Source organism: Streptomyces macrolidinus (assembly GCF_023887685.1).
Taxonomy (GTDB): domain Bacteria; phylum Actinomycetota; class Actinomycetes; order Streptomycetales; family Streptomycetaceae; genus Streptomyces; species Streptomyces macrolidinus.
In genome coordinates this window covers 1-12306 of sequence record NZ_JAMWMR010000008.1, presented here as the reverse complement: position 1 = coordinate 12306, position 12306 = coordinate 1, and the positions used below count along the sequence as shown (strand labels likewise).

Genomic DNA, 12306 nt, shown 5'->3' with positions numbered 1-12306 from the left:
GCTATCGCTTGGAATGGACGGTCAACTGACCCTGGTTGACAGTGACTTCGGTGCCTCGCAGCACGATCTCGGCGCCCGCGCCGGTGGCGATGACCACGGCGTCCTGGGTGATGCGGATGTAGGCGCCGTCCTGGGCCTGGAGGAGGATCCCCTGGTCGGCCCCGGCGGTGTCGTTGAGCACGAGTTTGTGCGCCTGCGGGGTCTGCACGACGACCGGCTTGCTCGCGGCGCCCGCCCGCAGCTCCCGGCGTGCATCGGGCGGCAGTTCGTCGGCGTCGCCGTACCAACACCCGGTCCACACCGGGAAGCTGGGGTCCCCCTGCTCGAACTCCACCCACACGCCGGCGCCGGGCGGCGGCACCACGAACTGCCCCGACTGCGGCCCGGTGAACGGCAGGCAGGGCAGCGCCCAGGTGGACGGCTCGCCACCGAGGACGTCCGGCACCTCGGCCGTGATCCGGCCGAGGCGCAACGGGTCGTCGTTGCTGATCACCCGGCCACGGAACTTGCCGAGGTGACGATTGCTGGGTGCCGCCATGGTGGAGGTACTCCTGGTTGGTGGGTGAGCGGGAGTCACGAGTCGCGGGTCATGGGCTGTGGCTCATGGCCGGACGTGGTCGCTACGGGCTTCCAGTCCCTCCCGGGAGAGGGTGAAGTTCTGCTGGAACGACCCCGGACGCAGGTTGTGGGTCACGGACTTGACGAAGTAGTCGCCGTCGTAGGCCCGTCCTGCCCCGCGCACGCCGACGAGTCGGCGCGGCTGGAGGAGGTAGCCGTGCCGGATGACGTCGAGCGAGCCGGAGCCCGAGATGACGTCGGCGGACACGGCGGCCCTGGCGAGGAGTTCGGCCTCGGCCTGCTCGCGCTGCTGCTTGGCCGTACCGGCAAGGGTCTTGCGCTTGAGCGCGGGGGTGGGCCGCCTGCCGAGGGAGGGGCGCAGCGGGCTGATCGGCGGCTGGGGCAGCAGGGTGGACTGCCGGGTGCCCGGGTCCTGCCAGCGCGCCTGCGGCTCCTCCCGCGCCGTGCCGTCGTACGCGAAGGTCAGTTGGTCGACGGTGGAGGCCGCGTCCATGTTGACGTTGAGGGCGTGCTGACGGACCCCGAGCCGGACCTCGGGACCCCAACGGGCGGACGACTGGCCGGGGTTGGGGCCGGGTTCGAGGTAGAAGGTGTAGCCGTTGGCGCGGGCGAGTTCGGTGACGTACTGAAGATCCGTACCCGTCTGGTAGTGGACGCGGAGGTCCTGGTGCGGGGGCTGGGCCACCTTCTCGGTGTAGACGTCCGGCCGTATGCCGTACGCCGAGTACCGGCGCAGGATGGCGAGGACGCGCTCGGACGGCGGCAGATTGGGGTAGCGGGCGGTGCGCTCCTCCAAGTCCATGAGCAACGTCAGATCCTCGCCGGTGACGGTGAGGGTGGAGTGCCCGGGGATGTTGCTGGCGCCGACCTCCTGCCGCACGATCAGCCCGTCGAACAGCACCTCGGGGGTGCCGCGGACACTGACGGTCAGGATGACGCGGGTCTTCGGGTCGAACAGCCCTTCCGGCAGCAGCCGTTGGTTGATCAGCCCGTTCTTGGTGAGGTCGAAGGCGAACTGGAAGCCGCTGCGCTCGCCCGCGGTGGCGGTGATCTGGGCGGACAGCAGTGCTTCGGCGACCTCGACGGGAACGGGGCGGGCGAGCGTGTGCCCCATGAGGAGCTGGACATGGACGGGCCCCTGCCCCACGGGCTGTTCAGACACGCCGCTCTCCCCGCGGGAACCCTCCGGCGAGCGGGATGCCGATGACGCGCCCTGCCTCGCTCGTCAACTCGCGAGGATCGAGCACAGGGTTGGCGTCGGCGATGCGCCACCACTGACCGGGGTCACCGAGGTAGCGCTGCGCGAGCAGATCACCCCGCTCCCCCGCGCCGACCGTGTGCGCCTCGATGTCCTCACCGATCGGGGGAAGCAACCGCCGCTTGATGTACCGGACTTCGGTGCCGTCGTCCCGCCGATGCACACCGATCTCGGCGTCGTGGTACCGGCTGGTGCGCGGGTAGGGATGGGACCCGGGTATGGAATCCAGGGCGCTCTCGTAGGACTCGGTGTCGGCCATGACGTGCGGGTCATCCCCTTCCGGTGCCGGTGAGAAGGTCGGCGCCGCCGAGCCCGAGGGCCCCCAGGCCACCGCCGCGGGCCGCGGCGGCGAGCCGCTCCTTCTGCGCCAGGTGCGCCATGTACAGATCGGCACCGCGGTGCCCGGCGGGCAGATCGCTGACGGTCAGGATCTTCATCCCGACACTGAGCGAGGCCCGGATCGGATTGAGGTTCACATCGAACGCGGACTCGTTGACGGAGAGTTCGGTGAGCCGTACGGGCATGACCCGCTTGCTCCCCCAGGTGAACAACGTGAGCGGCATCTCGATCGGACTGATCTCGATGGCCCCCTTCTTCGTCAGCTTGCTCGCGGCCCGCAACTGCGCGGTGGTGGGCTGCACGAGCATCTCGAGGGTGGCGAGCTGCGGATGGATCCCGTCGGGCGCGGCAACGTCGAGCTGATCGGTGGCATCGATCTCGGCGGTGAACTTCCACGTCTCCTGAGCGGGCCCCTTGAGCCGCAGAGCCTCGTTCCGATCCCCACTGCCGGTCCCGCCCCCTCCGGCGTCCCCACTGTCCCCGGCGGACTGGGGCGCGATGCTGCGCTCCAGGGTGTCCGGGTTGAACTGGAGGACGATGACGCGCTGGGGGGTGCCGGTGTCGGGGTCGACCACGACCATGCCGGAGCGGATGGGGTGGGGGATGTCGGGGTAGCGGGTCACGGTCAACCGTCCTTCAGGCTCTCGAGCAGGACCCCGGAGCCGGCCCGGACCCGTTCGTCCGGGTCGTTCTCCGCCAGCCGCCGCAGCAGGGCCTCGCATTCCGGCCACGCGAGGTAGACGGTCGCCCAGGCAGCGGCATTGCGGATTTCAGGATCACGGTCTTCAGAAGCCGTCCGGAGCTTCTCGAAGATCTCGCCGTCGAATTCCTTCGACGCGGAGAGCGCCAGACGGACGAGGTGGCGTGCCGTCTCCGCCTTCGACATGTCCTCATTGGCTGCCGCCAGGACGTCTTGGCGTGAATAGGGCGTCAGCAGCGCGGAGATCCGATGGGCGAGCGTTTCGACGGCAGCCTGGTCCGCACCGAACACGATGACGACCGAGACCTGAGTGATGAGGTCCTCGACATACATCACCCAGAGTTCCGCGGCCACGCCCCAGGTGACGGTCTTCTTGTAGTTCGCGTCGCCGCGTTCCGCATTGGAGTCCACGACGTGCCAGCCGGCGCTGCGTGTGATGGCGTCCACGGACCCCCACCCGGGCAACTTCCGCAGGGGCAGGTGAATCTCGGTGTAGCCGATCTCAGCCATTGTAGCCTCGTTCCAGTCTGCTCTCGAATGCGCTGTCCGCCGGCATTCCCACGATTCCGACGAGTTCTCGGTAGATCTCCACCAGGAACTTGCCCTTGGCCTTGGGATCCTTGGGAGAATAGACAAGTCCCTTGGCGTCCGCCCAGATCTTCAGGTTGACGGCGGTACGCCGAAGAACCTCTTCCGACGCCGCAGTAGGCGGCCGAAGGGGAGTGTCCTTCCCGATTTCCTCCGCCACTTTCTCCCACAGCGGTTTGGCCGCTCTCATCTTGTCCCCGCCGATACCGTAGGCGTTCTGGACCATATGACCGCTGACTTCCTTGAACCTCTGCATCAGCGTGTGGATCTCAGGGGCAAGATGCTTCTTCCCCTTGGGCTTCGGGGGATTCAGGAAGCCCTCCCCCACCGATTCCGATACTGATGCCCCGCTGCTCAAGTCGTCCCAGTACGTAGGAAGCCCGGACATTCGACGTGCGGCAAGCAGCCACTCGGTCTGCCGACCGGCTGCCTGGCCACCGATCACCTGATAGCTGAACTCCCCGAACTTCTCCTTCATGTCTTCCTTGTTGTTGATCGCCGCACGCCCGGACAGCGGAAGCTCCGGGAGGAGCTCCGCGATGTGCGGCCCACCCGACTTGGAGGCCATGACCGCGGCCAGGTTCGGGACCATCACGAACGGAGTACGACCTGTCTCGATCAGACCTATGAGAGTCGCGGTGAACACGGCCTGTTCCATGGTGTTGACGTTGGGGAGTTGGCCTCCCTGCCACTTGTCCCGCTTTCCGGCCAGGGATTCGAGCATCCGCCCGCCCATGAGGGTCCCGTCCGGTTCCGCTTTCAGGAGCGCTTTGGCCTCCTCAGCGTAGGTGAAGTTCTTGTCGACGCCCTCGGGTGCGAGTTTCGTACCGCCGCCGCCCTTCTCCGAGTGCTCCAAGTACAGCCGGGAGTTGTACTGGGGATCACCGGCCTCGACCTGGAGTATCTCGTCGCCCTTGTGCGGCAGCGGGTTGTCCAACGTGTGACGCAGCATCGGAGCGATGCCGACATCCGCGGGGACGATACGGGTACGGGAGGCCGTGGGGGAGCCGTTGGGGCCGAGGGGCGGGCTCCCGATGCCGATGCGCTGCGACTCGGCGATGACGTGGTCCGACCTCAGTACGTGGTTGACCATCGCGTCGACGGCGTCGGCGAGTTCGATGGTGTCCATCTTCAAGCCATTGGCGACCTGCTCCGTCGGGTTGAGTACCGCCTGGATCTGGAAGTGCTCGTTCTCGCCTGCGCTGAGTTCGGTGAGCCGATACCAGGCGCGCATCGCCGCCAGGGCCGCGCGAAGGATCGGACGTCCGGTGCCTCGACGCAACATGCCGTCGATACGGGGGCGGATGCGTGCCACGATCTTCCGCAGCCGCGCTTCCTTCGACTCCTTCGAGTCCTCGTCCTTCTTGCGCTGGTCCCGCTTCTCCTTCTTCCGCTCCGGGTCCCTGTCCTTCGGCTTCCTGCCGGGCCTGCCGTCGTCTCCGGGCCGTCGCGGCTTCCTGCCCCTGTCCCCCGGTCGCCTGCCGTCCTCGTCCCTGTCGTGCTTCGGCTTGCGGGGGTCCTCGTCGCCGTCCTTCGGCCTGCGACCGTCCCCGTCCTTGTGGTCCTTCGGCTTGCGACCGTCCCCGTCCTTGTGGTCCCTCGGCCTGCCGGAGCCGTCTCCGTCCTCGGGGCTCTTCGGTCTGCCGGAACCGTCCCCGTCCGTTCTCGGCTTGGCCGGGTCCTGTTCCCTCGGGCGGCTCGGGTTCGAGGGTTCGTCCTTCGGTCGTGAGGGTGTGTCCCGGTCCGACCGTGGGCGCTCCGTCGAGTCCGGGTGCCGACGGCTGGTCGCCGGTGTGGTCGGGCGGTCGGGCTCGGAGCGGCGGGAGCCGGGGCGGCCCGGTCCCGCGGGGGGCCGCCCGGAGGACGGGCGGGTCGGGCCCGGCCGGTCAGAGCCGGGCCGGGGCCTGGCCGGGGTCTTCGGCGTTGTCCCCGCGGTCGGCTCGTCATGTCGGCCGTCCGCCTTCGGCCTGCCTCCCGGTTCGTCCGCGCCACCGGCCCGTGGCTTTCGGCCGCCGCCCCGTCCGGCCAGCTTCGCCGCCACACCCTTCAGGCGTCGGCCGACCTTGGCGACGTACTTGCCGATCCCGTTCATGAGGGCCTGGTAGAGGACCTCCAGCAGCGCCACGACACCCGCCGCGACCGCTTTCGCGAAGAGGAGGCCGGCGCCGCCCATGCGGACCACCTTGAGCCAGCCGAGGACAGCGCCCAGTGAGGCCAGGATGGCGCTCAGCGCACCCCAGGCGGTACGGATGGCGTCGATGACCGCCATGACCCAGCCCGCACCCGGGATCAGCTTCGCGACGACCTTGGTGATGACCAACTCGCCGATGATGAGCGGAAGTTGCGGGACGACCGCGTCCCACGCCTCTTTGACGATCTTGTCGAGGGTGAAGCCGCCCTTGACGAGTTGGTCGATGATGGCCTTCGGGACGCCGATGATCTCCTGGATCTTCTCCTGGAACCATGTCCTGACCGCCGAGGACACCTCGCGGAACAGGTGATGTTTCGCGCCGTCCACCGCTGAGTTCTTCGCGCCGTTCAGCCAGCCGCCCGGGTCCGTCAGGAAGTCGACGGCGATCAGCATCCACGCGCCCAACGCGCCCAGCAGCTTCGACGCGAAGTCCAGCACCGCCTTCACCGCGTCCACGACCGCCTTCACCGCGGCCTGGAGCATCTTCTTGAGCACGTCGAGGATGTCGCTGAGGAGTTTGCCGATGGCGTTCAGCAACTCGGTGACGGCCTGCTTCAGGGCGTGGGCCAGGCGGTTGACGAGGGCGATCGCCGCTTCGACCAGATTTGTGATCAACTTCCGGACTCGGTCGGCGAGTTCGATCACCGCTCGGACCATCGCCTTGGCGAACTCGATCAGGTCCTTGATGAAGTTCTTGATCGCTTCGACGATGTTCTTGCGAGCATCGTTGATCCAGCGTTCGACCGTGGTCCTGAAGTCGCGGATGAACCCTGTGACGGCGTCTCGCGCCGCCCGGATCACCCGGACGATCGCGTTCTTGATCTCGACGACCTTCTGTTTGATCCAGTCGAAGGCCTTCGTGATCCAGTTGCCGGAGTCCTGGACGGCTCCCTCGCGCTGCCGCTGGGCATCGCGCTCGGCCCGGTCGCTCTCGTCCTTGATCTTCTTGTCGCTGTTCCCCTTCTCCTTCTCGACGTCGTCGTCTGTCTTCGTCTCCTCGTCGTCGACGTCCTTGCGGATCTTGTCGTGCCGCTCGGTCTTCTTGTCACCGAGCGTCTTCAGCTCGTCGTCCTGCTCCTTGCGCCAGTCCTCGCGCTGTGCGGTGACCTCGGCCATCGCCTTGTCGCGCTCACCGGCCTGCTTCTTGGTGTTCGCCGCGATCTCGGCGTCCACCTGGTGCTTGTGCTCGTCCTGAGCGTTCCGGAAGTCCCGGTCCTTGGTCTGCCGCCCCTCGGACATGCTCGTGCGGCCGTCCGAGAACGCGGCCTGGAACTGCGGTCCACGGTCGTGTTCGGCGACCTCGGAAGCGGCCTCCGGAGGTACGGCACCGCTCGGCCCTCCGCCCCCTACGGCTGTCTGCCGACCGCCCTGCTGCCCCGGCACCTTCGCGGTCAACTGCTCCTTGGGCGCGTCGGGGTAGACCTGGTCCTCCCCCATCCTTCGCGAGGCGTCGTCGCGGGCCGTCGCGACGGTCTCCTGTCCCTTGGCGTCGACATGGCCGTCCTGCTCACCGGTCGTCCGGTCGGCGGCTTCCCCCATCCGCACGCCCGGAGCGTTGCCCGCCTGAGCCTGCTTGAGCGCCTCGTCCTTCGTCGGCAACCCGGCGAACTTCGCGGCGAGTTCCTGTGCGTCGACCTTGAAGCCGAGCCAGCTTCCCACCTTGCCCAGGCCGAAGCCCAGGGCCATCTTGAAGGTGTCCCAGCCGCCCGGCTCCTCCGCCTTCTCCGCCTCGATCCGACCTTCGGGCTCCTGCTCGCCGGTGACCTTCGCGTCCTTCGCCTCCGGCGCCTGGGACTGCTGGGCCGGATCCTGTGAGTACTGAGCGGGAGCGTCCGTCCGCGGTCTGCCTTGAAGGGTCCGCGGGGCGCCCGACGGGCGCTGCAGGGCGGGAGGAGCCGCAGCGAGCGTCTTGTGCTCGTCGCCGACCGCACGGTCCACCGCGCCCCCCACGCCGTCCATGGCCTGAAGTGCCGTGTGCGGCTTGAGCTTCGAGGCCGCGGCGAGGCCCGCTTCGGGGCTGACACCGGAGAGGTTCGGAACCGGCGCGGAGTTCTTCTTGGCACGAGCTGGGGCCGGTGCACCGCCGCCCCCTCCGCCGTCGCGCGGGGAGCGCTGCGCGGGGGCCGCCTCGGGTGCGGTCTCCGGTACGTCCTTGGCCCCGGACTCGGCTTGCGCGGTCGCGGCGGGTCTCGCGGCTACGGGTGCGGACTTCGGCGCCGGGGCCGGGGCGGGGGCGGGGGCCTCCGTATGCGCGTCCGTACGAGCCGGTGACCGAGACGATTCCCTCGCTTCGGCCGGAACCACGGCGCCAGGGACGGAAGTCGACCCGAGAGCCCCGGTCGTACCTGACCCTGCGGCGGCCCGGACGCCACCGGTCCCACCCACGCCCGTGCCGCCCGCACCGCCCGCACCGCCCGTCGGCTCCCGTACCCCGGCATCGGACTGCGCCGCCCGGCCGCCAACAGCCTGTTGGGACTCCTTCTCAGGGGCGGTCGATGCCCTGTCTCCGCCGGACTCGGTTCCCCGCTCCTCCTTGGCCGCCGACTCCTTCTCCCGGCTGTCGCCCTCGGACGTGCTCTCGGTGTTTCCCGGCGCCTCTGCGACCGTGGTCTGCGCCGTCACGGGTCCGGCCTTCGGGTCGTCACCGTTCTTGGGGTCGCGAGTGGCGAAGGCGGACGGAGTCGCCGCCTGGTCAAGTCCCGTACCGCCCAGGAGGGTTGCGCTGCGCTGATTGCCCTCGGTCTCGGTCGACGGCTCGAGTTCGACGGGTTCGCGTGCGCTGTCCTCCTCGGCCTCCGCCTCCTCGGCGTCCTCCGCCTCCCTGTCCGATCGGACCCGCTCTGCCTTGGTCGTGGGTGACGCGGGGAAGGAGGGGGTGGGCTGGGTGTCCGACGACGGGTCCAGTTGTTCGGCGGCCGGTACGGAGGACAGGTCGAGGTCCTGCTGCGGAAGGAAGTCTCCGGGCTGCAACTCGACGTCCCAGGCGCTGGGTTCGTCCGCGACCTCGGCCTCCGCCGCACTGCCGGACCCGAACGGGTCGTCCGCTGTCTGCTCCCGCAGCCCCTCCACGTCCTGGTTGCGTACGCCGTCGAGCGCGCTGAGCGCTCCGGGTAACTGAATGTCCTTGCCGGTTACGGCCGGAGAGCCCTTGGGCTGCGCCTGGCCGTTCGGGACTATCCGATCGGCCCGTCCGCCGACCGCAGCCGCTTCGACGGCCTCCGGGCGGTTCCGCGCCGCCGACTCCTCCTCGCTCGCGACCGGGGTGGCCTGCCGCTCCGTGGACTCCCCGCTTCCTCCGTCTTCCTCCTTCTCACCACCGCGCTGCCCCATGTCCGGCAGCCCACCGGAGGCAGCGGCGGAAGTCGGCAGCCCCTGCGGAGACCCGGGTGCCGCCCCCGCCCTCCGTGCGGCCTCGGACCCCCGCGTTCCCCGCGCCTTCTGCTGCCCCTTGTGCGGCGCGTCCCCGCCCTGCGGGGTGCTCGCGTGCTCCCGGGTCCAGCCGTTCGGCGGTGTGCTGCCTGCCGCACCGTCCTCCCCGGACCGCTCCTTCTCCGGTCCCGGCGCAGGGTCCAGCCGCTCCTCCTCGGTCCTCCGCTGCTCCAGCGTCCGCAGGGCGTTCTCGCGCTCGGCGCGTAACTCCTCCGCCAGGTCCGGTTCGATCTCCGGGGCGTCATGTGGGTCGAGTTCGAGGTCCTGGGCCCCGTCGTCGTACACCTCGATCTCGTCCACGAGGTCGAGCACCCGGTCGTGTTCCGGGGCCAGCAGACGGTTCTCCAGGCGGACGAGAACGCCGTCGAGCAACTCCTCGGGAAGTCGGGCGAGTTGGTTGCGCGTTCGCCGGGACAGGTCCTCCGGGTCGCCACGCAGCGAGCGGACGACCGAGTTGGCGAGGCGGTCGACCAGGGTCGCCGGGTCGATCACCTCCGCACGGTTGCGGTCGGCGTCGACCGTGGCGTACCGCAGCCACCCGGGAGTCGCCTGCCCCTCCCGCACCTCGGGCGCGGGCTGCTCCTGTTCAGGTCGTACGAGGCTCTGCGCGGCCCCCTCCGCCTCCCGCTCGATCGTATGCTGCGGCAAGCTCACCGCGCCCAGTTCGCGGCCGGCCCGTAACGCGCCCAGCCCGTGCGGGTTCTGTACCGTGTGCAGCAGTTCATGGGCGAGGAGGCGGCGGCCCTCGTCCGTGCCCGGCTTGAACGTGCCCTCGCGGAAGAGGATGTCCTGGCCGACGGCGACCGCGTCCGCGCCCAACAGCTCCGTCAACTGCCCCGCGTCACGGCCCGTGTGCAGGCGTACGCGGCTCAGGTCGTGGCCGAGTTGCTCCTCCAACTCCCGTCGTACGCCCGGGTCGAGGGGCTGTCCGGCGCCGCTGACGATGTTCTTCGGTTCCGGGGTACGGGACTTGGCGGCACGTTCCCTGCGCTTGCGGCGGCGTTGCTCGGCGGACTGCTCCGCGACGGCGTCCTGGGTCCGGGCACTCATCCGGTCACCTCCCCGTGGCCGCTGAGCCCTTCGTGCACCGCGCGGGCCAACTCCTGGCCGAGACGGCGTGCCGACAGGTCTGGGGGCAACGGCCCGAGGCCGGTCAGCGTGTCGGCCGTTACCGCACCGTTCGCCGCCAGGGGGACTCCGTGCAGCCTTACCAGCCGGGCCAGTTCGCGCTCGAACGCCGCCGAGACACGTTCCGGGTCGGCCCGGAAGCCGTCCAGTACCAGCTCGCCGATCTCGACGCGGATCACCGAGGGCCGTCTCCGATTCACACCCATCCGCGCACCTCCGCGGGTGTCAGTGAGCGCTCCGACTTGAGGTACTCGGTGCGGGCCGCGGCGAGCATGTGCCGCATCTGCAACCGGTCACCCTCCTCGGCCGCGAGGAAGGCACCGGACAGGGCGATGTTGCGGATCGAGCCGCCCGCGACGGTCAACCGGGCCAGCAGGTCGGGGTCGATGTCCTTGACGGGGGCCTGCGGTGGCAGCACCCGGCGCCATATCTCGGCGCGTTCGTGCTCCGCCGGGAAGGGGAAGTCGACCACGAAGCGGATACGGCGCAGGAACGCCGTGTCGAGGGCCTGCTTCATGTTGGTGGTCAGGACGGCGAGTCCCCGGTAGGCCTCCATGCGCATCAGCAGATAGCTGACCTCCAGGTTGGCGTACCGGTCGTGGCTGTCCTTGACCTCGCTGCGCTTGCCGAACAGCGCGTCGGCCTCGTCGAACAGCAGGAGCGCACCGCCGCGTTCGGCCGCGTCGAAGACCTGGCGCAGGTTCTTCTCGGTCTCGCCGATGTACTTGCTCACCACCTGCGAGAGGTCCACGACGAACAGGTCCAGGCCCAGTTCCTTCGCCATGACCTCGGCGGCCAGCGTCTTGCCCGTACCCGATCCGCCCGCGAACAGCGCGGTGACGCCGAGCCCTCGGCGCAGGGTCGCGGCGAAGCCCCACTCCTGGTGGACGGTCGGCCGCTGTCGTACGTGCGCGACGATCTCCCGCAGTACGGCCGTCTGGCGCTCGTGCAGGACCAAGTCGCCCCAGCCCGCCTGTGGTTCGATCCGGCGGCCCAGTTCGTCCATGCCGATGCGGGCCTCGTCCAGCCCCGCACGCCACGCGAGTTCGGCGATGTCCGCTTCACCCTCTTGAGGCAGTTGCCGGGCCACCGCGGCAGCGGCTGTGCGGACGACGTGCGGTGGGAACTGGAACTGCGCGACCAGGGTGCGTAGTTCGCCGTCTTCCAGGTCTGCCACGTTCTCGAACGCGTCTGCCCACAGGGCCAGTTGCTCTTCGTCGTCCAGGCGCGGTACGGATACGCGCGTGCCGTGCGGGCGTCCGGTGCGCAGCGGGTCCTCGCTGGAGACGACCACCGGTACGGCGGCCCCGCTCAGGAACGCCTCGGTCGCCGCGCGCTGCTCGCGGTCCAGGTCCCCGGCCTCCACCAGCAGGGCGGCGGGCAGCAGGATCGCCTCCCGCTGCCACAGCCGCGCCAGCCGGTCGCGCTCGACGGGGTCGGTCGGCACGTCCTCCGCGCTCATGGCGTAGAGGCCGAGTCCGCAGCGGGCGGCAGCGGTGGCGGCCAACTCGGCGCGGCTGCGCAGGTCGCCGCCGGTCACCTCGACCAGCAGCGGCGCGTCGGGGCCGCGGCCCTCGTCGGTCCAGCCCTCGACCAGACGGGTCGCCGCCAGGTCGTACGACGGTGGGAGCGCGTCCGGTGCCGTGGTGCGGCGGAGGCGGCCGTGCAACCGGGCGTCGAGGTAGGGCGAGCCGAGCAGGAAGTGCAGGATGCGCTCGTCCAGGCGGAGCCGGGAGACCGTCAGCCGGGTCTCGTCCTCCAACTCCAGGACACGCCAACGTCTCAGCGGCGCTACGGGTGTGAGCGCGCTCCAGTGCGGTGCGTCGAGCGCGGCGAGGGCGAGCGAGAAGGTGGGGTACGCCCGTTGCGGATCACCCGCGGCTGCCGCGCACCGGGCGGCGGTGGTCGGGTCGAGTTCATCGGCTGCGGTGAGCAGGACCACGTCGCGTTCGAAGGGGGTGAGTCCGAAGAGGGTGACCAACGCATCGAGCGGGGTGGGGGATTCGGGTACGGGTACGACTGCGGCGGGCGGGGCGGAGGCCGTGGACTGCTGTTCGGTGACCCGCTGTCCTGTGGCGGGCCCCCCCCCCGCCC

Annotated in this window: 8 protein-coding genes; all 8 read right to left on the bottom strand. The window is 69.8% G+C overall.

What is annotated here, in order from left to right; genetic code table 11:
- Nucleotide 1: 1 nt before the first annotated feature.
- The gene (locus NGF19_RS11985; RefSeq protein WP_252424758.1) at nucleotides 2–538 is read right to left on the bottom strand and encodes a phage baseplate assembly protein V; all 537 of its coding nucleotides are present in this window, start codon (nucleotides 536–538) and stop codon (nucleotides 2–4) included.
- A 63-nt stretch (nucleotides 539–601) separates the two neighbouring features.
- A complete protein-coding gene (locus NGF19_RS11980; RefSeq protein WP_252424756.1) occupies nucleotides 602–1741 on the bottom strand; it encodes a hypothetical protein in 1140 nt (379 codons plus the stop codon).
- Nucleotides 1734–2096 (bottom strand): LysM peptidoglycan-binding domain-containing protein, encoded by a 363-nt coding sequence (locus NGF19_RS11975; RefSeq protein WP_252424754.1) that lies wholly within the window; start codon nucleotides 2094–2096, stop codon nucleotides 1734–1736. The genes NGF19_RS11980 and NGF19_RS11975 overlap by 8 nt, the downstream gene beginning before the upstream one ends.
- Nucleotides 2097–2106: 10 nt before the next feature.
- The gene (locus tag NGF19_RS11970; RefSeq protein ID WP_252424752.1) at nucleotides 2107–2799 is read right to left on the bottom strand and encodes a hypothetical protein; all 693 of its coding nucleotides are present in this window, start codon (nucleotides 2797–2799) and stop codon (nucleotides 2107–2109) included.
- A 2-nt stretch (nucleotides 2800–2801) separates the two neighbouring features.
- Nucleotides 2802–3386 carry a hypothetical protein gene (locus tag NGF19_RS11965; RefSeq protein ID WP_252424750.1) on the bottom strand — a complete coding sequence of 195 codons (585 nt, stop codon included), beginning with the start codon at nucleotides 3384–3386 and terminating at the stop codon, nucleotides 2802–2804.
- Nucleotides 3379–10134: an eCIS core domain-containing protein gene (locus NGF19_RS11960; protein WP_252424748.1), complete on the bottom strand. Its 6756-nt coding sequence runs from the start codon at nucleotides 10132–10134 to the stop codon at nucleotides 3379–3381. Before NGF19_RS11960 ends, NGF19_RS11965 begins: the two co-directional genes overlap by 8 nt.
- Complete coding sequence (locus tag NGF19_RS11955) at nucleotides 10131–10418, bottom strand: hypothetical protein (RefSeq protein ID WP_252424746.1); 288 nt, start codon at nucleotides 10416–10418, stop codon at nucleotides 10131–10133. The genes NGF19_RS11960 and NGF19_RS11955 overlap by 4 nt, the downstream gene beginning before the upstream one ends.
- On the bottom strand, nucleotides 10409–12306 hold a 1898-nt coding region (locus NGF19_RS11950; protein WP_252424745.1), incomplete at its 5' end, for an ATP-binding protein. The genes NGF19_RS11950 and NGF19_RS11955, both read right to left, overlap by 10 nt.

Coding starts and splice junctions, on each gene's coding strand:
- NGF19_RS11985 (WP_252424758.1), bottom strand. CDS start 538: ATGGCGGCACCCAGCAATCGTCACCTCGGCAAGTTCCGTGGCCGGGTG.
- NGF19_RS11975 (WP_252424754.1), bottom strand. CDS start 2,096: ATGGCCGACACCGAGTCCTACGAGAGCGCCCTGGATTCCATACCCGGG.
- NGF19_RS11965 (WP_252424750.1), bottom strand. CDS start 3,386: ATGGCTGAGATCGGCTACACCGAGATTCACCTGCCCCTGCGGAAGTTG.
- NGF19_RS11960 (WP_252424748.1), bottom strand. CDS start 10,134: ATGAGTGCCCGGACCCAGGACGCCGTCGCGGAGCAGTCCGCCGAGCAA.
- NGF19_RS11955 (WP_252424746.1), bottom strand. CDS start 10,418: ATGGGTGTGAATCGGAGACGGCCCTCGGTGATCCGCGTCGAGATCGGC.